The organism is Halomonas sp. DP3Y7-2 (assembly GCF_019800795.1).
Classification (GTDB): domain Bacteria; phylum Pseudomonadota; class Gammaproteobacteria; order Pseudomonadales; family Halomonadaceae; genus Halomonas; species Halomonas litopenaei_A.
In genome coordinates this window covers 143807-167455 of record NZ_JAHVKJ010000008.1, presented here as the reverse complement: position 1 = coordinate 167455, position 23649 = coordinate 143807, and the positions used below count along the sequence as shown (strand labels likewise).

Annotated in this window: 23 protein-coding genes and 1 other RNA gene; 6 read left to right on the top strand and 18 right to left on the bottom strand. The window is 62.8% G+C overall.

Going from position 1 to position 23649, the window contains the following annotated elements; genetic code table 11:
* From mraY to rsmI, 8 genes are all read right to left on the bottom strand, one after another.
* On the bottom strand, positions 1-1083 hold the full coding sequence (gene mraY, locus KUV45_RS10600) for a phospho-N-acetylmuramoyl-pentapeptide-transferase (RefSeq protein ID WP_206937310.1): 1083 nt from the start codon (positions 1081-1083) through the stop codon (positions 1-3).
* 9 nt (positions 1084-1092) lie between these two features.
* Positions 1093-2463, bottom strand: coding sequence for a UDP-N-acetylmuramoyl-tripeptide--D-alanyl-D-alanine ligase (murF, locus tag KUV45_RS10595; RefSeq protein ID WP_222163013.1), 1371 nt, complete (start codon positions 2461-2463; stop codon positions 1093-1095).
* A gap of 2 nt (positions 2464-2465) precedes the next feature.
* Positions 2466-3968, bottom strand: a complete 1503-nt coding sequence (locus KUV45_RS10590; protein ID WP_222163012.1) for a UDP-N-acetylmuramoyl-L-alanyl-D-glutamate--2,6-diaminopimelate ligase — start codon at positions 3966-3968, stop codon at positions 2466-2468.
* A gap of 23 nt (positions 3969-3991) precedes the next feature.
* On the bottom strand, positions 3992-5659 hold the full coding sequence (locus KUV45_RS10585) for a peptidoglycan D,D-transpeptidase FtsI family protein (protein ID WP_374107030.1): 1668 nt from the start codon (positions 5657-5659) through the stop codon (positions 3992-3994).
* A gap of 53 nt (positions 5660-5712) precedes the next feature.
* Entirely contained in the window at positions 5713-6036 is a 324-nt protein-coding gene (ftsL, locus tag KUV45_RS10580) for a cell division protein FtsL (RefSeq protein ID WP_206937299.1), read from the bottom strand.
* Between the two features lie 9 nt (positions 6037-6045).
* Positions 6046-7002, bottom strand: coding sequence for a 16S rRNA (cytosine(1402)-N(4))-methyltransferase RsmH (gene rsmH, locus KUV45_RS10575; protein WP_222163011.1), 957 nt, complete (start codon positions 7000-7002; stop codon positions 6046-6048).
* 140 nt (positions 7003-7142) lie between these two features.
* An RNA gene (gene rnpB / locus KUV45_RS10570) (RNase P RNA component class A) lies at positions 7143-7495 on the bottom strand.
* 32 nt (positions 7496-7527) lie between these two features.
* Positions 7528-8382, bottom strand: a complete 855-nt coding sequence (gene rsmI / locus KUV45_RS10565) for a 16S rRNA (cytidine(1402)-2'-O)-methyltransferase (protein WP_222163010.1) — start codon at positions 8380-8382, stop codon at positions 7528-7530.
* Between the two features lie 46 nt (positions 8383-8428).
* On the opposite strand from rsmI, the gene KUV45_RS10560 reads away from it, so the two are divergent.
* The 4 genes from KUV45_RS10560 to KUV45_RS10545 are packed head-to-tail and all read left to right on the top strand — an operon-like array spanning position 8429 to position 11811.
* The gene (locus KUV45_RS10560) at positions 8429-10207 is read left to right on the top strand and encodes a penicillin-binding protein activator (protein ID WP_222163009.1); all 1779 of its coding nucleotides are present in this window, start codon (positions 8429-8431) and stop codon (positions 10205-10207) included.
* Positions 10188-10568: a YraN family protein gene (locus KUV45_RS10555; RefSeq protein WP_222163008.1), complete on the top strand. Its 381-nt coding sequence runs from the start codon at positions 10188-10190 to the stop codon at positions 10566-10568. The genes KUV45_RS10560 and KUV45_RS10555 overlap by 20 nt, the downstream gene beginning before the upstream one ends.
* 46 nt (positions 10569-10614) lie before the next feature.
* A complete protein-coding gene (locus KUV45_RS10550) occupies positions 10615-11208 on the top strand; it encodes a phosphoheptose isomerase (protein WP_206937288.1) in 594 nt (197 codons plus the stop codon).
* A 12-nt stretch (positions 11209-11220) separates the two neighbouring features.
* A complete protein-coding gene (locus KUV45_RS10545) occupies positions 11221-11811 on the top strand; it encodes a BON domain-containing protein (RefSeq protein WP_222163007.1) in 591 nt (196 codons plus the stop codon).
* Between the two features lie 133 nt (positions 11812-11944).
* Here the strand turns inward: KUV45_RS10545 and KUV45_RS10540 are convergent, their stop codons facing one another.
* From KUV45_RS10540 to zapE, 8 genes are all read right to left on the bottom strand, one after another.
* Entirely contained in the window at positions 11945-12487 is a 543-nt protein-coding gene (locus KUV45_RS10540; RefSeq protein WP_222163006.1) for a ClpXP protease specificity-enhancing factor, read from the bottom strand.
* A 232-nt stretch (positions 12488-12719) separates the two neighbouring features.
* Entirely contained in the window at positions 12720-13346 is a 627-nt protein-coding gene (gene sspA, locus KUV45_RS10535) for a stringent starvation protein SspA (RefSeq protein ID WP_206937280.1), read from the bottom strand.
* Positions 13347-13527: 181 nt separating this feature from the next.
* Entirely contained in the window at positions 13528-14298 is a 771-nt protein-coding gene (locus KUV45_RS10530; protein WP_222163005.1) for a cytochrome c1, read from the bottom strand.
* A complete protein-coding gene (locus tag KUV45_RS10525) occupies positions 14298-15557 on the bottom strand; it encodes a cytochrome bc complex cytochrome b subunit (protein ID WP_206937274.1) in 1260 nt (419 codons plus the stop codon). The genes KUV45_RS10530 and KUV45_RS10525 overlap by 1 nt, the downstream gene beginning before the upstream one ends.
* Entirely contained in the window at positions 15557-16156 is a 600-nt protein-coding gene (gene petA, locus KUV45_RS10520) for a ubiquinol-cytochrome c reductase iron-sulfur subunit (protein ID WP_222163004.1), read from the bottom strand. The genes KUV45_RS10525 and petA overlap by 1 nt, the downstream gene beginning before the upstream one ends.
* Positions 16157-16836: 680 nt before the next feature.
* Entirely contained in the window at positions 16837-17226 is a 390-nt protein-coding gene (gene rpsI, locus KUV45_RS10515) for a 30S ribosomal protein S9 (protein ID WP_206937268.1), read from the bottom strand.
* Positions 17227-17239: 13 nt separating this feature from the next.
* Complete coding sequence (gene rplM, locus KUV45_RS10510) at positions 17240-17668, bottom strand: 50S ribosomal protein L13 (RefSeq protein ID WP_206939133.1); 429 nt, start codon at positions 17666-17668, stop codon at positions 17240-17242.
* Between the two features lie 242 nt (positions 17669-17910).
* Entirely contained in the window at positions 17911-19077 is a 1167-nt protein-coding gene (gene zapE, locus KUV45_RS10505) for a cell division protein ZapE (protein WP_206937266.1), read from the bottom strand.
* 204 nt (positions 19078-19281) lie between these two features.
* Here zapE and KUV45_RS10500 point away from each other — a divergent pair, with 204 nt between their 5' ends.
* Positions 19282-19713 (top strand): YhcB family protein, encoded by a 432-nt coding sequence (locus KUV45_RS10500; protein WP_206937263.1) that lies wholly within the window; start codon positions 19282-19284, stop codon positions 19711-19713.
* Between the two features lie 171 nt (positions 19714-19884).
* On the opposite strand, the gene KUV45_RS10495 is transcribed toward KUV45_RS10500, so the two are convergent.
* Entirely contained in the window at positions 19885-20646 is a 762-nt protein-coding gene (locus tag KUV45_RS10495) for a Nif3-like dinuclear metal center hexameric protein (RefSeq protein WP_222163003.1), read from the bottom strand.
* Positions 20647-20759: 113 nt separating this feature from the next.
* On the opposite strand from KUV45_RS10495, the gene KUV45_RS10490 reads away from it, so the two are divergent.
* Positions 20760-22010 (top strand): Do family serine endopeptidase, encoded by a 1251-nt coding sequence (locus tag KUV45_RS10490; RefSeq protein ID WP_222163002.1) that lies wholly within the window; start codon positions 20760-20762, stop codon positions 22008-22010.
* 311 nt (positions 22011-22321) lie between these two features.
* On the opposite strand, the gene hisD is transcribed toward KUV45_RS10490, so the two are convergent.
* On the bottom strand, positions 22322-23635 hold the full coding sequence (hisD, locus tag KUV45_RS10485) for a histidinol dehydrogenase (protein ID WP_222163001.1): 1314 nt from the start codon (positions 23633-23635) through the stop codon (positions 22322-22324).
* Positions 23636-23649 lie beyond the last annotated feature (14 nt).

Sequence of the window (23649 nt, the reverse complement as noted above, 5' to 3'; positions counted from 1 at the left end):
TCAGCGAATCTTGAGGGTTGCGAGACCCAGCAGCACGAGCACCACGGTGATGATCCAGAACCTCACGATCACACGCGGCTCAGGCCAGCCCTTCAATTCGAAGTGATGGTGCAGCGGAGCCATGCGGAAGATCCGCCGCCCGGTCAGCTTGTAGGAGCCCACCTGAAGAATGACCGACACGGTTTCCATGACGAACACGCCGCCCATGATGAACAGCACCACCTCCTGGCGCACAATCACCGCGACCACACCCAGCGCAGCCCCCAGGGCAAGTGCGCCCACGTCGCCCATGAAGACCTGGGCGGGATAGGTGTTGAACCAGAGAAAACCGAGGCCAGCGCCGGAGATGGTGGCGCAGAACACGGCCAACTCACCGGCACCGGGAATCATCGGAATCTGCAGGTAGCTGGAAAACACCGCATTACCGCTGGCATAGGCAAACACCCCAAGCCCCATGGCCACCATGACCGTGGGCATGATCGCCAGGCCGTCCAGGCCATCGGTCAGGTTCACCGCGTTGGACGCACCGACGATCACCAGGTAGGTCAACAGGATATAGAACAGACCCAGGGGCAGGACGAAGTCCTTGAACAGGGGCAGGATCAGGCTGGTTTCCACCGGCGATGCCGCCGTCACGTACAGCACCACCGCAGCCGCCAGACCAATCACCGACTGCCAGAAGTACTTCCAGCGAGCAGGCAGGCCCCGCGGGTTTTTCTCCACGACCTTGCGATAGTCGTCGACCCAACCGATGGCACCGAAGCCGAGGGTCACCAGCAGCACCACCCACACATAGTGGTTGGTGAGGTCCCCCCACAACAGCGTGCTCACCGCCATGGCCATCAGGATCATCGCACCGCCCATGGTCGGTGTCCCCGCCTTGGACAGATGCGACTGAGGACCGTCATCGCGAACCGCCTGCCCGATCTGACGTTCGACCAACCGGCGGATCATCAGCGGCCCGAACCACAAGCACAGCACCAGCGCCGTGATGGTCGCCAGGATCATCCGCAGAGTGAGATAACCAAAGACGTTGAAGGCGCTTTGATAGTTCGCCAACACTTCAGCCAGGAAAAGCAACATGTATCAGGTTCACCTTGAAACATCTGGGCGCAAGGCTGCCACGACAGTCTCCATCCCCGCAGAGCGGGAGCCCTTCACCAACACGCTGGCGCCTTGGGGCAAATGTTGCTGCACGTGGCGGACCATCGCCGCCTGATCAGAAAAATGGCACCCACCTTCACCGAAGGCCTGGGCGGCAGGGTTGGCCGCCTCTCCCAGGGTGCCGAGAAATGTGATACCGCGTTCCCGCGCGTAGCGCCCGATGTCCGCATGCAGGTCATCGGACGCGGCTCCCAGTTCACCCATGGCGCCGAGCAGACACCAATGAGGGCCAGGCAGACCCAACAGCGCATCGATCGCCGCCTTGACTGCCCCTGGGTTGGCATTATAGGTGTCATCCAGCAGCCGACTGTCACGCAGCCCCTGCTCGACCGTCAGTCTCCCGGCCGTCGGGGTGACCAGCGCAAGACCGGCCACCACCTCTTCCCCGGAAAGCCCCATTGCCACGGCCGCTGCGGCGGCTGCCAGAGCGTTTGACACATTGTGCAGGCCCATCAGGGGGAGCTGCACCCGCCCCAGCACACTGCCATCGAAATTCAGCGTGAAAGCATAGCGCCCGAGCTCATCACAGACCAGTTCCGAGGCATTCATGCGTGCTTCTCGGGTCAAGCCGAAACCGATGACCTCGCGCGGCGCCGCCAAGGCTGACCACATCGAGAAGTAGCGATCATCGCGATTCAGCACGGCGATCCCGGAGGCTGCCAGCCCGGCCAGGATTTCCCCCTTGGCCTGAGCTATCCGTCCCATGCCACCAAACTCACCGACGTGGGCCCCCGTCACATTGGTAATCACCGCCACCTGGGGCTCGGTCAGTGCCGTTGTCCAGGCAATCTCGCCGAGATGGTTGGCCCCAAGCTCCACCACCGCCTGGCGGTGCTCGGGCGCCAACCGCAGCAGCGTCAGCGGAGCGCCGATATCGTTGTTCAGATTGCCCTGGGTCGCCAGGGTCGAGCCTGCGCGGCCGAGCAGCGTCGCCAGCATCTGCTTGACGGTCGTCTTGCCGCTATTACCCGTCACCGCGACGATGGGACCCTTCCAGGCCCGACGATGGGCTCTGGCCAGCAGCCCCAGCGCCATCCGCGTATCCCCCACCACCAGCTGTGGCAGCGGATCGTCCACCGCGCGCTCGACCACCGCCGCGATCGCACCGGCCTGGCGCGCCTGGGACACAAAGTCGTGAGCGTCGAAGCGCTCCCCTCGCAACGCCACGAACAGCGAGCCGGGAACCAGCTGACGCGTGTCGGTGACGATCGAAGCCATCTCGCTGTCTTCAACATCCGCCTCTGACAGGCCTAGCGCACGACAGACGCCTGACAGCGTGGTGAGCTCATCACGACGCATGCTTAGAGCCTCCTTGGGCGCTGGTCGAGGGCGGCTTGCGCCTCATCCAGGTCGGAAAAGTCATGGCGGACGCCAAGCACTTCCTGGTAGGTCTCGTGCCCCTTGCCGGCCACCAGAATGACGTCATCGGGACCCGCTTCCGCCACCGTTCGGGCGATCGCAACGCCACGACCAGCAATATTCCAGGCGCTGGCGCGCTGTTCGGCTGTCAGCCCCTCCAGCATGGCCTCACGGATGGCAGCAGGATCCTCGCTGCGTGGGTTGTCATCGGTGATCACCACAGCTTGGGCGTGACGGGCAGCCACCTGTGCCATCAACGGGCGCTTACCGCTGTCACGGTCGCCACCGCAGCCTACCAGACACCATAGCTTGCCACGCCCAGGCAGATGCGCCTTGAGCGCTGCCAGTGCGTTCTCCAGGGCATCTGGCGTATGGGCGTAGTCGATGACCACCACCGGTGCATGCTCGCGCAGTATGGCCTGCATTCGCCCGGGCACAGGGGTCAAGCGCTCGGCGGCAGACACCAGCTCGTCGATGCCCGCGCCCAGCCCATAGAGGCTGGCCATCGCCAGCAGCACGTTGTCGAGATTGAAGCGCCCCAACAACGGCAGCTGCAGCACCCGCTCTTCATCGGGGGTCGCGATCAGCGCGCGCTGGCCGCTGGCATGCGGCTCTACGTCCAGCACTCGCAGCGACACGTCAGACGCCTCACCGCAGGCCAGTACGCGGGTATCACGGGACACCCCGGCCAGCATCAATCGCGCCAGAGGATCGTCACCATTGACGACCGCCAGCCCGAGCTCAGGGCGCTTGAACAGCTTTGCCTTGGCCGCCGCATAGGCCACCATGCTGCCGTGATAGTCCAGGTGGTCTCGACTGAGATTGGTGAACACGGCGGCATGGAAGCGACATCCCGCCACGCGGTCCTGCTCGAGAGCGTGGCTGGACACTTCCATGGCCACCCGTTGCAGCCCCGAGGCCGCCAACTCACCCAGCTGGCGCTGCAGCGTCAAGGGCTGGGGGGTGGTGTGAATGCCCTGCGCAAGAGCGCCAGGGCGCCCGTGACCCAAGGTGCCGATCACCCCGCAGTCGACACCGATGGCCGCTGACAGCTCGGCAATATAATGGGTCACTGAGCTCTTGCCATTGGTCCCGGTCACCCCGATCAGCTCCAGGCTGTCGGGTACCTGGTAGACGCTGCGAGCAAACTCGCCGAGCCTGTCAGCGAGCTCTGGCAGCCACAGCACTCGACCATCGATTCTGGGCTGGTCCTCCTTCGCCTCGGCGAGGACCATCAGTGCCCCCTGGGCCAGAGCCTGATCGACAAAGGCTCGACCGTCACCCGCCACGCCAGGGATCGCGATAAAGACATCGCCTTCGGCGATCTCGCGACTGTCGGTGCTGAGCGTCACCGCCAGCGCCTCGTCCTGATCGTCCTGCGTCAGCGGAAGGTCTTGCCAACACTGCAGCAGCACGCCCTTGAGGCGTGCCAGAGAAAGGGTCATGCCAGGCTCCGTCGCGGTCTGCATCATGGGGTACCGGCCTCCTCATCGGGGCGATCTGGCGGTACGTCGAGAATTCGCAGGGCGCTGCCGGCCACCCGCGAGAATACCGGCGCGGCGATGGCACCACCGTAATAGGCGTCGCCCCGTGGGTGGTCAATCATGACCACGGTGATGATCCGCGGATCCGACACCGGCGTGATGCCGACAAACAGCGCGCGGTAGGCATTTTGTTCGTAACCGCCACTGCCGCTCTTGCGCACGGTACCGGTCTTGCCGGCCACGCTGTAACCGGGAACCAGGGCCCGGCGAGCGCCGGTACCCGGTGCCACGACTTCATCCATCATGGCCAGGACGCGGTCAGCCACGTCCGGCTGGACCACCTGCTCCCCCTGGGGCTCGCGACTGAGGCGCAGCAGAGAGGGCGGAAGACGTTCGCCGTGATTGGCAATGGAGGTATAGGCGCTGGCCAATTGCAGCGCCGTGACCGACAGACCGTAACCGTAGGACAAGGCCGCCCACTGACTGCTCGACCAGACCGCGGGAGCCGGCATGTTGCCCGTGGCCTCGCCGGGAAAGCCGGTGCCCGGCGCCTGCCCGAAGCCCAGTGCGCGGTAGCGGTCAGGCACCACCGGATCATCGAGCTGCAAGGTCAGCTTGGCCATGCCGATATTGGAGGACTTGCGCAGGATACCCGCCAGGGTCAAGGCACCGTTGTTGGATACGTCACGGATCGTGTAGCGATCGATGCGCATCCAGCCGGGGGAGGTATCGACTACCAAGTCGGGGGGAAACCGCCCGGTTTCCAGCAGCGCCGACATGGCCAAGGGCTTCATCACCGATCCCGGCTCGAATACGTCTACCATGGCCCTGTTGCGCAAGCCCTGAGGATCCAGGCCTGCGCGATTGTTAGGGTTGTACGAGGGTTGGTTGGCCATGGCCAACACTTCGCCGGTGCGTGCGTCCATCATCACCAGCACGCCGCCGTCGGCATCGTTTTCATCCACCGCAGCCTTCAGCTCGCGGTATGCCATGTATTGCAGGCGTTGGTCGATGGAGAGCGTGAGGTTGCCGCCCGGTTCGGCTTCCTGAAGAACCTCGAGATCCCGCACCAGGCGGCCACGACGATCCTTGAGCACGCGGCGCTTGCCGGGCTCTCCCGACAGGTAGGACTGATAGGCCAGCTCCAGCCCCTCCTGCCCCTGGTCGTCGACGTTGGTCACACCCAGCAATTGGGCGATCACCTCTCCCGCCGGGTAGTAGCGCTTGTACTCTTCCCGGGCATGGACGCCAGGTACCCTCAGCTTCAACACTTCCTCGGCCTGGGCTGGGGTCATCCGACGCCGCAGATACATGAACTCTCGTTCGCTATACCGCTCGATGCGATCGTTGAGCGCGTCCAGGTCCTGGCCCAGTGCCTGAGCCAGCCTCAGTCGCTGGATGTTGTCATCCGGCAGGTCCTGGGGATTGGCCCAGAGCGTAACAACCGGCGTGGATATCGCCAGCGGCTCCCCGTGGCGATCAGTGATCATGCCCCGATGGGCGGGTATCGGGTCGGTGCGCAGGGTACGCGCGTCGCCCTGCACCTGCAGAAAGTTTCGATTGATCACATGCAGGTCGACGATGCGTCCGGCAAGTAGCCCCAGCCCGACCAGGATCAGCGTCATCATGACGATGTAACGCGCACGACCCATCGGCTCCATGGGCGGAGGTCGTCGCGGCGTCACACCCCGAGGGAGCTCCGCGGTCATGGCCCAATCACCTCGATGTCATGGATATCCGGCAAGCGCATCTCGAGCCGCTCTACCGCCAATCGCTCAATCCGCGAAGGAGTCGACCAGGCGCTCTCTTCCAGCAACAGCTGCCCCCATTCGGTCTGCAGCTGCTGCTGCTCTCGCTCGAGCTCCTGAAGGGTCGCATAGTGCTGGCGGGTTTGATGACTGACGCTGATGACGGCAAGCGCCGACATCAGGCACGCCAGCAGCAGCGCGGCCACCAGCAACAGCCTCGGTGACAGCGCTGTCGGCAGCGGCCAGCCAAAGGCGTTGAGATCCTGTCGTCCTTGAGCCATCTGCTTTCCTCAATAGCGCTTGCGCGCCACACGCATCACGGCACTGCGCGCACGCGGGTTGGCCTCGACCTCTTGCGGGCTCGCCTTCATGGCCTTGCCCACGGATTCCAGTCGACGAGCGATCTGATCATCCCGCAACGGTATACCTTTGGGCACATTGGTATCCCCTTTGACGTGGTCGCGGATAAAGCGCTTCACCCGGCGGTCTTCCAGCGAATGAAAGCTGATCACCACCAGGTGGCCACCCGGCGCCAACGCCTCGAGTGCGGCGTCAAGGGCGAGTTCAAGCTGATCCAGCTCGCCATTGACGTGGATGCGCATGGCCTGAAACACCCGGGTGGCCGGATGCTTGCCTTTTTCCCAGGCAGGATGGGCCTGTTTGATCACCTCAGCCAGGTCAGCTGTGCGCGTGAAGGGACGCTGCTGACGGCGCTCGATCACCGCCCTGGCGAGGCGTCGCGCAAAACGCTCCTCACCATAGCGCTTGAACACCGAGCTCATCTCGGCTTCATCAACGCGCGCCAACCAGTCAGCAGCACTTTCGCCCTGGGTCGGATCCATGCGCATGTCCAGCGGACCATCGCGTAGAAAGCTGAAACCCCGCTCGGGATCATCCAGCTGAGGCGACGACACCCCGATATCCAGCAAAATGCCCGACAGACGACCATCCAGGCCGCGCGCCTGGGCCACTTCCCTGAGCCGCGCGAACTCGGTCTGCTCAATGCTGAAACGAGGGTCATCGATGGACGCCGCTTCGGCGATGGCCTGGGGATCACGGTCCAGCGCCAGCAGGCTGCCACTATCGTTCAATCGCGAAAGGATGGCGCGGGAGTGTCCGCCACGCCCAAACGTGCCGTCCAGGTAGGTACCACCGGCATCATGTACCAGGGCATCGACGGCACCGTCGAGCAAGACGCTTTCATGGGCGAAGCCGCGCACGGACGTTTCTGAGGAGGGTGACGGCATGCAGCTCTCGTTCGACGATGATATTCCAACGCGCGGCCAGCCAACGACGCCGTCAGCGGTGGAACTCTCTCGCCACTGGGCTCCTGGCCGCACAGATTCATGAGGCAATGCCCGGGCCGAAGGCCCGAGCACAGAACATCTGGGGGAGTCGGCCGATAAGCCGGGTTCTGTCGAGGACAGCCATTCCTCTAGGAGCAGTGTCACCACTGCCCTCAAGCAACCTACCCGAACCCAGCGCGGGCCACGCCAACGGGTTCCTATTTGGTCTTGCTCCGAGTGGGGTTTACCGTGCCACGCACTGTTGCCAGGCGCGCGGTGCGCTCTTACCGCACCCTTTCACCCTTGCCGGCCTCCCTGAGGAGACGTAGGCGGTCTACTCTCTGCTGCACTTTCCGTCGGCTCACGCCGCCCAGGGGTTACCTGGCACTCTGCCCTATGGAGCCCGGACTTTCCTCCCCCGCCTTGCGGCGGCGGCGACTGTCTGGCCAACTCCCGCGGCAAGCATACCAGTGCCCCGCCACCCCCTCAATCCCCGTCCTTCAGTGACTGGGCCTTGGCATACCATGTCTTCTTGGCTCCGCCCAGCACCCGCGCGGCGACACCCGCCGCCTGCTTCACACCGACACCTTCGTCGAGAAGCGCTCGCAGCAAGGCATCTTCCTCCACCGCCTGCCCTGCGGACGCCACCTCAGTCGCTCCGGCCACCATCACCACGAACTCGCCGCGGGCTTGATTGGGATCTTCCTCGATCACCGCAAGAAGCTCCGCCGCCGTGCCATCGAGGAAGGTTTCGAAGGTCTTGGTCAATTCACGCCCCAGCACTACCTGACGATCCCCCAGCAGCGCGGCCAGGTCCGCCAGCAGATCCTTGATGCGGTGTGGCGATTCATAGCACACCTGCGTACCTGTATCGCCGCGCCAGGTCTCGAGCCGGGCTCGCCGACCGCTGCCCTTGGCGGGCAGAAAACCATGAAAGGTAAAGGAGGACGTGGGCAGCCCCGCGGCGCTCAAGGCGGTAATCAGGGCACAGGGACCGGGAATCGGCACGATCGAGAAGCCCTGCTGGCGCAGCTCGCGCACCACCACGAACCCCGGATCACTGATCAAGGGAGTCCCCGCATCACTGATCAGCGCCACGTCATCACCCTCGAGCAGGCGGCGCTTCAGCAGCTCTACCCGGGACGCCTCATTATGGTCGTGCACGGAGACCATCGTAGGCGCGACACCGAGGTGGCGCATCAAACGCGCGCTGTGCCGAGTATCCTCTGCAGCTACCAGGGCCACCCGCCCCAGCACCGCCGCTGCTCGCGGACTCAAATCTTCCAGATTCCCAATTGGCGTGGCGACCACGTACAATGAACCGGCTTTCACTTCTGACATCTTGGCTCCCTGGGCTGCCATCCGGAACACGGACAAGGAAGGATTCATGAGGACTTTGACTCGCGGCCCCGTGGCCGCTGCTGTACTGGCCATCTCTCTGGCCGGCTGCAGTTTCACACCAAGCATCGTGCAACGGGCCATGGATGACGACCCGGATCAGCTTCTTGCTCAGGCCGCACAGCAACAAGGCACAGAGGCCGCCGAGACCCGCTTGCGAGCGGGCGATATCCTAGCACGCTCCGGGCGGCGCCCCCAGGCGCTCGAGGTACTGAACAACCTGGACGCAAGCCAGCTCTCTGGCGAGAGCCTGCGTGACTGGGCGATGCTGCTCTCTGAGCTGGGTGACAGCGAGGGCAACCCCCAGGCGGTGATCAAGGCGGCTGGCGTGCTGGATGACCTGCAGCTGGCAAGCGACGATGCCAACCTGCTGCGCCTGCGCCAGGGACTCGCCCTGGGTCAGCTGGGCCAGCCCCAGGAGGCAGCCCGAGCGCTGATGCAGGTGCAGAGCGATACCGGCCGGGAAGACATCAACGACGCCATCTGGGACCAGCTCAGCGTGCTCAACAACCGCCAACTGGACGCCCTGTCCCAGCCCGACAACACCATCGTGACGGGCTGGCTGGAGCTGACCCGTCTGGTCAACAGCAGCGGCGGCGACATCCAGGGGCTTTTTGCCCGTCTTGATGACTGGCGCGTCGCCAACCCAGACCACCCGGCCAATCGCCGCCTGCCCAGCCAAATTGGCAAGCTACGCGAACTGCGCGGCCAGAGCGTGCAGAACATCGCCGTACTGCTGCCTGAATCAGGCCCGCTGGCGGGAGTTGCCGACGCCATCGAGCAAGGCATCCGCACCCAGCAGTCCAACGTTGTCAACGGTGGCGGCAACGGTGCCCAGCTGAGCTTCCTGGATGCCTCCAGCGCAAGCCTCGACCAACTCTACCAGCAGGCCCAGAGCAGCGGCGCCCAGGTGGTGATCGGTCCGCTCGACAAGAGCGACGTGACTCAGCTGGAAAGCCGGGCCGAGCTGCCGCTGCCCACTCTGGCCCTCAACTACGGTCAATCCGCCGCCAACCAGACCAAGAACCTGTACGAGTACGGTTTGTCTGCCGAAGACGAAGCGCGCCAGGCGGCTCGCCGGGGCTGGCAGGATGGCCATCGCAGTGCGTCCATGCTGGTGCCTGACAACGATTGGGGGCAGCGTGTTGGCGAAGCCTTCTGGAACACCTGGAGCGAGCTCGGCGGCGACATTGCCACCGCGGTTCGCTACAACCCGGGGGCGCCGGCCACCGACAGCACCCGCCGCGCCATCAGCAATCCGCGTCCGGACATGCTGTTCCTACTGGCTCTACCAGACTACGCGCGCCAGGTTCCGCCGACCATGGAGTACTATTCGGCCTCCAACCTGCCGGTATACGCGACGTCCCACCTGTACGAAGGCTCCCCTCAGCCGCGCCTCGACAAGGACCTCAACGGCGTTCAATTCGCCGATATTCCCTGGAACATCCCCGACGCAGCGGTGGGCGGCGCCGAGGCACTGCCTTACTACGACAGCTACCGCGAACTCAAGGAACAAGGATCGCCCTCCATGTTCCGCCTGATGGCCATGGGCGTCGACGCCTATGAGCTGGCTCGTCGCATGCCCCAGATCCAGGCACTGCCTGGTTCGCGGATTCAGGGCGCTACCGGTACCCTGAGCACCACAGGTGACGGCCGCATCTACCGTGAGCTGCCATGGGCACAGTTCAGCGACGGCGTGCCGGCCCCGGTGTTCAGCGATGGACTCGGCGATAGCGTTGACGCCAGCAATGACAATGCGGCCCCCTGACCCCAGGAACGCCGTTCAGCGCGGCCAGGCCATTGAGCGCTATGCACAAGCTTGGCTTGAGCAGCAAGGCCTGCTCCCGGTAGCGCGCAACCAGCGCTTTCCGGGAGGAGAGCTCGATCTGGTCATGCGCGATGGCGACATCCTGGTCTTCGTGGAAGTTCGCCATCGCCGCACCACCCGCCACGGCTCGGCCGCGGAAACCATCACGACGACCAAGCAGCGCCGCCTAATCCGGGCGGCGCGTTTTTATCTGCAGCACAACGGGCTATCATGTCCCTGCCGCTTCGATGTTCTGGCGATCACCGGCGCCCCGCCACAGCTTGAGACCGAGTGGTTGGCCAATGCATTCGAAGCGAACTGACACACCGGGCGTCCCCGCGGATGCCCCCATGGACCAGGAAGGCAGCATGGATTTCCAGAGCCGAATTCTCGGACAATTCAACGACAGCATCGACACCAAGACCTATGCCAGCGAAGTGCTTCCTCCGTTCATCGAGGTCGCCAGCCAGATGATGGTCCAGTGCCTGGTCACCGACGGCAAGATCCTGGCCTGCGGCAATGGCGGCAGCGCCGGTGATAGCCAGCACTTCTCATCTGAGCTATTGAACCGCTTCGAGCGCGAACGTCCCAGCCTGCCAGCCTTGGCATTGACCACTGACACCTCGACGCTGACCTCCATTGCCAACGATTACAGCTACAACGAGGTCTTCTCCAAGCAGATTCGCGCCCTGGGACAGCCCGGCGACGTGCTGCTGGCCATCTCTACCAGCGGCAACTCCGCCAACGTCATCCAGGCCATCCAGGCGGCCCATGATCGCGACATGACCGTTGTGGCCCTGACTGGCCGCGACGGCGGCAACATGGCCTCGCTGCTGGGACAGGATGATTGCGAGATTCGCGTCCCAGCGACGTCCACGGCGCGCATCCAGGAGGTGCACCTGCTGGTCATCCATTGCCTGTGCGATCTGATCGACGAACAACTTTTTGGTGCAAGCGAGTAACGAGTGAATATCATGAAACAACCCCACACCCGTCCCACACGCCCCTTGCTGGCCGCCCTGCTGCTCTCCGTTGCCCTGGCGGGATGCACCACCGTCACCTCGGTGACCAACCCCGGCACCATTGACGAGGACTACGGCGAACGCACCTTGGGTGCCACGGTGGAAGACGAGAGCATCGAGACCAAGGCGGCTCACAACCTGGGACGCACCGATGCTCGACTGGCCGACGCCCGTATCAACGTCGACAGCTACAACGGCGTGGTCCTGCTGACCGGCCAGGTGCCCAGTGCTGAACTCAAGCAGCGCGCCGAAGAGGTGGTCAGCCAAGTGCGCAACGTGCGCCGCGTGCACAACGAACTGACCGTGGCAGCAAACCTGCCCACCAGCCAGCGCCTCAATGACGCCTGGCTCGACACCAAGGCACGCACCGCATTGGCCACCAGCGATCAGGTGGACTCCGGAAGAATCACCGTGGTGACGGAAAACGCCACCGTTTATCTGATGGGACTGGTTACCCACGCCGAGGCGGACCGTGCGGTAAATATTGTCTCCAACGCGGGCGGAATGGAGCGCATCGTCAAGGTATTCGACTACATCGACTGATGCTGCCGGCACCGCGAAAAAAAAACGGCGTCCCCATGGGGACGCCGTTTGTTTTTTACGATAAGGCCAGCGCTACCGCCTGATACCCACACCATGGTGACAGCGCAGCGCTCTACCAGGGGTGAGCCCAGCGTTACTTGATGACCCGCAACGATGGCCGCCCCTTGCGCGGAGGCTTCGCCTGCCCATCACTCTTGGCGTCGCTCTTGGCGTCGGCCTCGTCAGCCTCTGTCGCTGAGGCCCGCTCTTCCTCGCCACTGGACTCAGCGTTCTGCTGGTCCGACGGCTCGGCGCCTGCCTGTGGGCGCTTGACACTCTCAAGCACAGGCGCCTCATCAACATCGTTGGCCTCATCGGCCGGCAACTCAGGCTCATGACCAAACACCATGCCCACACCGTTTTCGCGAGCGTACAGCGCGATCAACGCAGGGATGGGAACAAAGAGGAGCTCTGACTTGCCGCTGAAGCGCGCGGAAAACCGAATCATGTCATTGCCCATATGCAAGTCACGCACTGCACTTGGGCCAAGGTTCAACACGATTTGTCCATTCTGGACAAACTGTCTCGGCACCTCGACATTGTCGTACTCGGCATCAACGACGATATAGGGGGTCAATTCGTTATCCAGCAGCCACTCATAGAGCGCCCTGGCCAGATAGGGTCGACTGGACTTCATACTTTGGCCCTCTTGGTTGGCAAATGGGAACTCGGATCGTCCCGACCGAGGCCGGCCACCCGGGGTGTCGCCACACTGGACGTACTCCGTGCCTGCAACCAGGCAGCCGCACCACGGCAACATGCAGAAAGGCGAGAGGCCGCAGCGCTCTCGCCGTCATTCTTTCGGGACCGCTCGCGGCCCCGAACGGCGCGTCGCCACCCAGCACCGACTCTCACCGGGCAGGTTGCCCTCAGGGGCGAATTTCGCGCTCGGCTTCGGACAGAGAAGCGCGGAAGCCATCACGAGCAAACACTTTTTCCATGTAGCTCATCAACGGACGCACCTGCTTCTCCGGCAGCTCGATGTTGAGCGCGGGCAAACGCCACAGAATCGGCGCCAGGCAGCAGTCCACCAGAGTGAACTCTTCACTCATGAAGAACGGCATGTCTTCGAAGATCGGCGAGATCCCTATCAGGCTCTCCCGCAGTTCCTTACGCGCCTTGTCGGCTTCCTTCTTGCTGCCGGACAGGATGCGATCGACCATCGGGCACCACTCGCGCTCGATGCGGTGCATCCAAAGACGGCTCTGAGCACGCGCAACGGGGTAGACCGGCAGCAGCGGCGGATGCGGAAAACGCTCGTCCAGATACTCCATCATGACCTTGGACTCGTACAACACCAGGTCACGATCCAACAGCGTCGGCACGCTGTTGTACGGGTTCAGGTCCGCAAGCTCCTCGGGATGCTTGTCGTCAGTCACTTCGACAATATCCACTGCGACGCCCTTTTCAGCCAGCACGATCCGCACACGGTGACTGAAATGGTCCTCGCCACCGGAATAGAAGATCATCGACGACCGCTTGGCCACTACACCCATGAAACAATCCTCGCATCAGTTCAAGCCGGGATGATAACACGACAACCCCCTGTACGGGGGGCAAGAAGGGGACATCTTTCACCCTCGCGCGAGCGTTTTCGCCACACGGGGCGACACATCATAGCGCACAACGCACGGCGGGCGCATGGTCTCCCATACGCCCGCCCGTGCTGTCACTGCGTCAATGAATGTCGCGCCAATACTCACGCTTGAGGAAGTACGCCACGATGCCGAACAAAAATATGAAGATCAGCACTTTGGGGCCCAGTGCCTGGGCATGAAGCTTGGACGGCTCGCCGACGTAGGCAAGAAAGTTGGTCAGGTCATACACGGCCTGCTCGAACTCCTTGGGCTCCATGCTGCCGGGCGAGGTAATCTGCAACGTCTCGCAGGACTGGAACTTGCCCGTCAGCGGGTCCAGCTCGGCGTCGCCTACCGCATGATCAGACGCCGCGCAGACCTGCTCCTGAACCCCCTGCAGAGGCTCCAGCACGTTGGGCATGCCCACAGACGGGAACACCACATTATTCACCCCGGTCGCCCGCTCGCTGTCGCGATAGAAGCTCAGCAGGTACGTGTAGATCCAATCGGTGCCCCGCAGCCTTGCCTCCAAGGTCAGGTCGGGTGGCGCCTTGCCGAACCACACTTCTGCATCCTCGGCGCTCATGGCCTTGTGCATTTGATCGTTGTAGCCGAGATCCGGCGAAAAGATCAGATTATCCTCGACCAGATCCTGAGGCATATCCAGGTCTTCTGCAGCCCGTGAAAACCGCTGGTACTCGAGCGAATGACAGCCCATGCAGTAATTCACGTACAGCTTCATCCCGCTCTGCAGAGACGCCTGGTTTTCCAGGTCCGGCGACATGCTGCGCAGATGCACCCCCTCTCCGCCCGCGGCCAAGGCGGCCATGGGGACTAGCGCGAAGAGCAGTGCGAACAGTTGCTTTTTCATTAGCCAGTCACCCTTTCAGGAACGGGTTTGGTCTTCTCCAGCCGGGTATAGATCGGCATCAGCAGGAAGAAGGCAAAGTAGATCACCGTGCAGACCTGGGCGAGCAACGTGCGGCCTGCCGTGGGTGGCAATACCCCAAGCACACCAAGAATCACGAAGCTGATGGCAAACAGCACCAGCATGATCTTCGAAATCCAGCCTTTGTAACGAATCGAACGCACCGGCGAACGGTCAAGCCAGGGCAGCACGAACAGCACCGCAATGGCTGCGCCCATGAAGATGACGCCGAGGAACTTGGCATCAAGACCGAACAGCGAGAAGGTAATCGCGCGCAGGATGGCGTAGAACGGCGTGAAGTACCAGACCGGCGCGATATGATCCGGGGTCTTCAAGGGATTCGCCGGCTCGAAGTTGGGCTTCTCGAGGAAATACCCGCCACCTTCGGGGAAGTAGAAGATCACCGCACAGAAGACAAACAGGAACACGGCGACACCCACGATGTCCTTGACCGTGTAGTAGGGATGGAAGGGTATCCCGTCCAGCGGTTTGCCGGTTTCATCCTTCTTGGCCTTGATGTCGATGCCATCAGGATTGTTGGAGCCTACTTCATGCAGAGCAATGATGTGCAGCACCACCAATGCCAGGATCACGATCGGCAGCGCCACCACGTGCAGGGCAAAGAAGCGGTTCAGGGTAATCCCGGAGATCAAGTAATCTCCGCGCACCCACTGGGCCAGATCCGGACCGATGCCGGGGATGGCGGAGAACAGGGAAATGATGACCTGAGCGCCCCAGTAGGACATCTGCCCCCAGGGCAGCAGGTAACCCATGAAAGCCTCGGCCATCAGCGCCAGGTAGATTGCCATGCCGAAGATCCAGACCAGCTCACGGGGCGCCTTGTAGGAGCCGTAGAGCAGACCACGGAACATATGCAGATAGACCACCAGGAAGAATGCCGAGGCGCCGGTGGAGTGCATGTAGCGGATCAGCCAGCCGTACTCCACATCCCGCATGATGTATTCGACGGAGGCAAAGGCGCCCTCGGCGCTGGGATTGAAACTCATGGTCAGCCAGACGCCGGTCAGAATCTGATTGACCAGCACCAGCAGAGCGAGGGATCCGAAGAAGTACCAGAAATTAAAGTTCTTGGGCGCGTAATACTCTGACAGATGTTCCTGCCACATCTGGGTCGCCGGAAATCTATCGTCGATCCAGCGCATGAGACCGCGCTCGGCCTTGGCCTTGTTGGGATTTGCCATTACGCACCCTCCCCGTCTTCACCGACCACGATGACCGACTCGTTGACAAAGTAATAGGGCGGAACCTCCAGGTTCACGGGAGCGGGAACGTTGCGAAAGACCCTGCCCGCCAGATCAAAACGCGAACCGTGGCAAGGACAGAAGAAGCCGCCCGGCCAGTCTTCTACCCCCACCCCTTCGGCATTGGGTTCGGGCTTGAACAGCGGCGAACAGCCAAGGTGCGTACAGATCCCTACCAGCACCCCGATCTCAGGCCGAATGGAGCGCAAATGGCCTCCGGCATAGCCGGGCTGCTGCGGCTTGGCAGACTCGGGGTCGGCCAGCACGTCTTCTCCCAGCGCCTCGGTGCGCTCAATCATCTCTGGAGTGCGATTGATGACCCATACAGGCCGCCCGCGCCACTCGACGGTCATTCTCTGCCCCGGCTCGAGCTTCGAGATATCCGCCTGAACGGGAGCCCCTGCCGCCCGCGCTCTGGCACTCGGCTGCCAGGATGCCACAAAGGGAACCGCTACCCCGACAGTGCCGACCGCCCCAACCACGGAGGTAGCACCCACGAGGAAACGGCGCCGCCCCTTGTTCACGCCGTTGTCTGCCATGATCTGGTTTCTCCCATCAGACTTTATCCGTTGTTGTTTTCACGGTCCCTTGAATGTCCGTGACCACGGATACAAGTGGCTTGTATGTTAGGAAATCCCCCCCACCCGCACAAGAAGACCTCCGGGCAAGACACCCCGTGCAAGCCCCATACATTTGACATGGAACAACTTTATGACGATGTGCCCGAGCGCCCTGCGGCAAAAGAAGGGCCTCAAGCGCATCAAGGCCGCAACTCCAGCCTCACAGGACGGCTAGCGGATCAGCACAAAAGTCACCGTCGGAGCGTCACCAACGGTCGCATCGCGGAACACGCCAGGCAAACGCCCGGCCGGGTCGGGTACAGCACTCGCGGCAGACGCAGCGTGGTATAAGGGGTAGCGCACCGGAAACCAAGAGGGAGGCACGCTAGCAAGAAGGGGGCAGCGCAAGGAGACCATCAGAGGTCGAGCTAGCGAAAAAGCGATAGGAAGGGATAAAAGGAAGAGACACAAGAAGAAGCACAAGAAGATCTACAAGAAGCGGGAGACGCAGAGAGGACACGAGAAACGCACGGAGCGACAGCCCCTGGGAGCAAATTCAGGCTTGCTACCGACGTAGACGCCACACGCAAAAACCGCATCCGAAAACGACAGCGCCCGGGCCAATGGCCCGGGCGCTGTGCGATCGGCAAGCGTATCGATTAACGCTTGGAGAACTGCGGGCGACGACGCGCCTTGCGCAGACCGACCTTCTTACGCTCGACTTCACGTGCGTCACGAGTGACGTAGCCAGCTGCGCGCAGCGGCTTGCGGAAGTCTTCGTTGTACTGCATCAGGGCACGGGTAATGCCGTGACGGATAGCGCCAGCCTGGGCACTGCCGCCGCCGCCCTTGACGGTGACGTAGACGTCGAACTGCTCGAGAGTCTCGGTCAGTTCCAGCGGCTGACGAACCACCATGCGACCGGTAACGCGGCCGAAGTATTCGTTCAGGTCACGGCTGTTGACGGTGATCTTGCCGGTGCCCGGCTTCAGGAAGACGCGCGCGGTAGAGGTCTTGCGGCGCCCGGTACCGTAATACTGCTGTGTCATGGCGAAGATTCCCTCAGATGTTCAGTTCTTGCGGCTGCTGGGCAGCGTGCGGATGTTCGGAACCGGCGTAGACCTTGAGCTTGGCGTGCATGGCACGACCCAGCGGGCCCTTCGGCAGCATGCCCTTGACGGCGCCTTCGATGACACGCTCAGGAGCGTGGTCGATCAGCTGATTGAAGGTCATGGAGCGCAGGCCACCCGGGTAACCGGTGTGACGGTGGTACATCTTGTCGCTGGCCTTGTTGCCAGTCACCTTCACCTTCTCGGCGTTGATGACGACGATGTAGTCACCGGTGTCCACATGGGGAGTGTATTCCGGCTTGTGCTTGCCACGCAGGCGGCGAGCAATTTCGGTAGCCAGACGACCGAGCGTCTTGTCCGCGGCATCGACGACATACCAGTCGCGCTGGACGGACTGCGGCTTAGCACTGAACGTCTTCATGGATGAAATCACCAATTCGATGTGTTGGATCTCCCGGCCCTTCTCCTGATAGCGCTTGAATACTCGCGATACCAGGCAGCACCGTGCAGAGATCATCCCTATTTTTCTTGGTTGCCCGACACCACAACCCACCGGGGTGTCGGCACAACGGTCGAGCGAGCGCGCATTCTACACAACCACACGCTCGACGTCACCCTCTGTTTCTCCAGCGGGGTCTTTTCCTGACAGCCAACGGCGGTGGCTCACGGCTTGTGCGGCAAGGCCAGATATTCCCGTGACTGCATTTCCTGCAGCCGCGATAGCGTTCGCTCAAACTCGAACTCGAGCTTACCCCCGTGATACAGCGCTTCGGCCTCTACCTCAGCCGACATCAGCAGCTTCACGCCGCGATCATAGAACTCGTCGACCATGTTGATAAACCGGCGAGCCTGATCGTCGGTGGCACCGTCCATCTTGCGCACACAGGACACCAGCACCGTGTGGAACTCGCGCGCCAGCTCGATGTAATCGTTCTGACTGCGCGGTCCGTCGCATAGCTCGAGGAAGTCGAACCAGACAACGTCCTCGTGAAGACGACGGGCATGCAGAACCCGATGATTGACCTCGACGGGCACCTGATGCTCACCCTCCTGGCCTGCGATCTCGCGAAAGCTGCGCTCAAGCTCCTGATCCGCCGCATCGTCCAGGGGATGATGGAAGATCTCGGCCCGCTCCAGCGCACGCAGACGGTAGTCCACGCCTGAGTCGACATTGACCACCTCACAGTGGCGATTGAGCAAGTCGATCGCCGGCAGGAAACGGGCCCGCTGCAAGCCGTCCTTGTACAAGTCATCAGGAACGATGTTGGACGTGGCCACCAACACCACCCCCCGCTCAAACAGCGCCTCCAGCAAATTCGCCAGAATCATCGCATCGGTAATGTCCTTGACGAAGAACTCGTCAAAGCAGATCACTCGCGCCTCTTCCGCGAACTTGCCGGCGACCAACCGCAGCGGGTTCTTCTCGCCCTTGCAATGATCGAGTTCGTTGTGGACGCGCTGCATGAACCGGTGGAAATGCGTCCGCATCTTTTGCGGAAAGGGCAAGGCCTCATAAAACGTATCGACGAGATACGTCTTGCCGCGGCCGACGCCTCCCCAGAAGTACAGACCGCGAATGTCGGGCACCGGCGGCTTCTCCGGCGCCTGGTCACGCCCGAACAATCCCTTTAGACGCGATGTCAGACCTCGCTGCGCCGCTTGAGGTGCTCGCGGTGTCGGCGCCGCGACCAGCTCGTCATACAGCCGCTGCAGCTGCGCCACTGCGTTGGCCTGGGCGGCGTCTTCGGTAAAATCAGCGCGCTGCAGATCACGCTGATAGCGTTCCTGCGGGGTTTCTGGGCGGCCTGCGCTCGACACAGAAGAGCTCATGTAGCGTCCTGGCTGTCAACAAGTTCGGAGCCGCATTATACGCAGACCACGACAGAATGGCAGGACCGCCGTGCTGAGCGGAACCACCCAGGCGGGGCCCACGGTCAGGACACGGCATTGACCCTTTATGAGACAAAGCCTCTATAATGGCCCGACGCCCGGGACGAGACGCCCGGCCGTCAGAAAGTGCTCAGGGAGAACCAAGTGGAACCAAGCAACCTCAACATGATCCTGGCAGCGGCTTGCCTGGTGGCAGGCATCGGCCTCGGCGCACTGGGTTACCACCTGCTCAATGGTGGCGCCCGAAGCGCCCAGCGCATGCGCCTCAAGCTGACCGAACGCGAACGCCAGCTGACCGAGTGGAAGGACGGTGTTGATGAGCACCTTCAGCGCATGGAGCAGCTGACACAAAAAGTCTGCCAGGACGCACAGGCACTGAACCGCCAGCTGCATGACTCCGCCCAGCAGCTGGGCAGCACGGCCATCAGCCAGGAGAACACCGTGCAGCCCACCGCTGCCGCCGAGGAAGATCTATCGATTCCTCGCGATTACGCCGACGGCAACCGTGGCACACTGTCCGAAGACTTCGGCCTGCGCAGCGCCAATGAGGACGAGCCGCGTCCGCCTCGTTTCTGACCCTAGCCGCTAACCGCACTCCCGCCCGCATAACAGCAAGAGCCCGCATAATGCGGGCTCTTGCGTAGGGCTGTCGACATCAGCCGAGGGTGACGCCGGGCCCACACCACATGGTCCGCCCAGACGCTTATATAGCGCATCCCTTGCTATCTTTCCTGTTACGCCATGGAGTCAGGCAGGATTGTCGATATCCACAAAGCGGTGCTCCACCCCGAAGCGCTGCTTCAGCCACTCCCCAAGCGCCTCGACCCCATAACGCTCGGTGGCATGGTGGCCTGCCGCCAAGTAGTGGATACCCAACTCTCGGGCCATATGCGTGGTTCTTTCGGAGATCTCACCCGAGATAAAGACCTCGGCCCCCGCCGCCGCTGCCTGAGCAATCATGTCCTGCGCACCACCGGTGCACCAGGCGACCCGACTGACCGGCGCCTGGGACGGTGCCTCGACCAACAAGGGCTCCCGCGCCAACGCCTGACCCACTGCCCCAGCCAGCTCAGCGATCGTCGACGGACGCTTCAATTGCCCGTGCCACAGCAACCCTTCCCCCATGGGGGCATCAAGGGTACCCGCCACGCTAAGGCCGAGTCGGTGCGCCAACATGGCGTTATTGCCAAGCTCAGGGTGAGCGTCCAACGGCAGGTGATACGCCAGCAGATTGATGTCACTGCCCAGCAGCGCACCCAACCGCTTGCGCTTCATGCCGGTAATCGCCACCGGCTCGTTCTTCCAGAAGTAGCCGTGATGCACCAGCAGCACATCTGCCTGCCAGCGCACCGCCTCGTCGACCAGCGCCTGGGATGCAGTCACGCCTGACAAGACTCGGGTAACGCTGGCACGGCCCTCGACCTGCAGGCCATTCTCCGTGTAGTCCTTGAAGCGGGACACATTCAGCAGCTGGTCACAGGCCGCCACCAGCTCATCACGTTGCGTCATGCAGGTTCTCCTGAAGCAGGTCCGGACAAGCATCACCTCAGCGATGCTACAATGCCGCACATTGTACGCACCGCCTCGCCAGCCCGCGACCGCCAAACAAGGACCTCCGCCGCATGCGACGCACCCTTTCCCTCTATTTCTGGCCAGTCCTCACCGGCATCCTCCTGGCCATTGTGCTGATCAATGCCTTCCCGGAGAGACTGGGCCGCACGCCCTCCACGCTGACATCGCCGCCGGTACTGACCCCACCCGAACAACCCCTCTCGGTCGAGCCGACGACGTCCCCGCGGCCCGCACCGGAAGTGCGCGAGGCAGCGCCCCTCAGCCGCGAGGGCGGACCGGTCAGCTACGCCGAGGCGGTCGAAAAAGCGGCGCCCGCGGTGGTCAATGTGTATTCGTCTCGGGTGGTCGAGCGCGACACACACCCTCTCATGTCGGACCCCTTCTTCCGTCAGTTCTTCGGCAACAATGACGTCCCTTCCCGTCAGCGCATGCTGTCGAGCCTGGGTTCTGGCGTTATCGTCAGCGCCGACGGCTACGTCCTGACCAACCACCACGTCATCAGCGGCGCGGACCAGGTACAGGTGGCCCTGCGCGATGGCCGCGAGACACTGGCCCAGGTCATTGGCACCGACCCGGAAAGCGACCTGGCGGTGCTCAAGATCGATCTCGACGATTTGCCCGTGATCGAGCTGACCGACTCGCGCCAAGTGGCGGTGGGCGATGTTTCATTGGCGATCGGCAATCCCTTTGGAGTAGGCCAGACCGTTACCATGGGCATCATCAGTGCCACAGGACGCAGTCATCTGGGGCTCAATGCCTACGAGGATTTCATTCAGACCGACGCGGCTATCAATCCAGGAAACTCCGGGGGTGCCCTGGTCAATCCTGAAGGGGCACTGGTCGGCATCAACACCGCCATCTTTTCGCGTTCCGGAGGCTCCCAGGGCATCGGCTTCGCTATCCCTGCCAATCTGGCACGCAGCATCCTGGATGAGTTGGTGACCCACGGTCGCGTGATCCGCGGCTGGCTCGGCATCGAGGCCCAGGAGCTCAACCAGGAGCTGGCGACCTCCTTTGGACTGCAGGTTCCCGCTGGGGTCATCATCGCCGGCGTCGTCTCCGACGGCCCTGCCGATCAGGCGGGTCTCAAGCCCGGGGATGTGCTGCTGGAGGTCGACGGACGCGCCGTTATCGACCCCCGGCGGACCATGAGCGATATCGCCGCCGTTGCACCGGGAACCGAACTCAGCGTCAGCGTCGCACGCAAGGGTCAGCGACTGAACGTCACGCTGGAAGTCGGCGAGCGCCCCACACCACAGTCACAGGCCTTGCAGGATGAGGAAACCGCCCCCGACAACTGACAGGGGCTTGCCGCCCCCCTCTGCTCTCTGAACCTCCTGTGCGGGCAGTCTCCAGGCCCGTCGTGGAAAGGCCGCTGTGGAAAGGCCGCTGTAGAAAATTCGTTGTGGAGAACCGCGCGGACCGCCCCTGGAACAGCCCCAGCGTCTGCCCAGGGCGCCCTACCCCCTCCAAAGCGCTGACAACAAGACGTTGATAAAAAGCTCTGACCACAACGCCCAGGCAACAACGCCCAAGAACACAAAAGGCCCGGAAATTCCGGGCCTTTTGCGTTCTACCACCAAGCAGAGCAGCGTCCTCCTGGACGCCAGGATCAGCGCTTGATGCGATACTCTGCCGAGCGCGCGTGAGCCGTCAGCGACTCGCCCCGGGCCAGCACCGACGCCGTCTCACCGAGTACTGACGCCCCTTCTGGCGAGCACTGGATCAGAGACGACCGCTTCTGGAAGTCGTAGACCCCTAGCGGCGAGGAGAAGCGGGCCGTGCCGGAGGTAGGCAGCACGTGATTGGGGCCAGCACAGTAATCTCCCAGCGCTTCTGCCGTGTGACGTCCCATGAAGATCGCCCCCGCATGCCGCACCTGGTCGACCATCAGCTCCGGCTTCTCCACCGACAGCTCAAGGTGTTCGGGGGCAATGCGGTTGATCAGCTCAATCGCTTCCACCTCATCACGACAGGCAATCAGCGCACCGCGGTTGGCCAGAGACGCCCTGGCAATCTCTTCCCGCTCCAGGGTGGGCAGCAAGCGCTGCATGGCCTGCTCTACCTCGGCCAGGTGCTGTTCGTCCCAGCTGACCAGAATCGCCTGTGCAATCTCGTCGTGCTCGGCCTGGGAAAACAGATCCATGGCCAGCCACTCAGGGTCCGTCTTGCCATCCGAGACGATCAGGATTTCCGACGGGCCAGCGATCATGTCGATGCCGACCTGCCCGAACACCGCGCGCTTGGCGGTGGCGACATAGATGTTGCCTGGCCCGACAATCTTGTCGACCCTGGGCACGCTGGCCGTGCCGTAGGCCAGCGCAGCCACCGCCTGGGCGCCACCCAGGGTAAACACCTTGTCGACCCCAGCAAGATGGGCAGCTGCCAGCACCAGGTCATTGACCACGCCATCCGGGGTAGGAACGACCATGACGATTTCGCCCACACCCGCCACCTTGGCAGGCACCGCATTCATCAACACCGATGAGGGATACGCTGCCTTGCCACCAGGCACATAGACGCCAGCACGATCCAGCGGAGTGACTTTCTGCCCCAGCACGGTGCCATCGGCTTCGGTGTACTGCCACGACTCTGGCTTCTGGCGCTCATGATAGCGGCGGATGCGATCGGCAGCGGTGGTCAACGCATCTCGCTGAGTGCTCTCCAGGCCGTCGTAGGCCGCCTGCAGGCGGTCCGGCCCGAGCAGCAACTCAGACATGCTCGACACCTCGAGACGATCCAGGCGCCGACTGAGCTCTACCAGCGCCTCATCACCCTGTTCGCGTACCTGGGCGATGATATCGCTGACCGTCTGCTGCACCTGATGGTCGGATACCCCCTCCCACGCCAGCAGCTCGGAAAGCCGCGCTGTGAAATCGCCATCACTGGTCGAAAGTCTTGCCACTATCGGCGCTTGCTGGGCCATCTGGTCATCTCCGC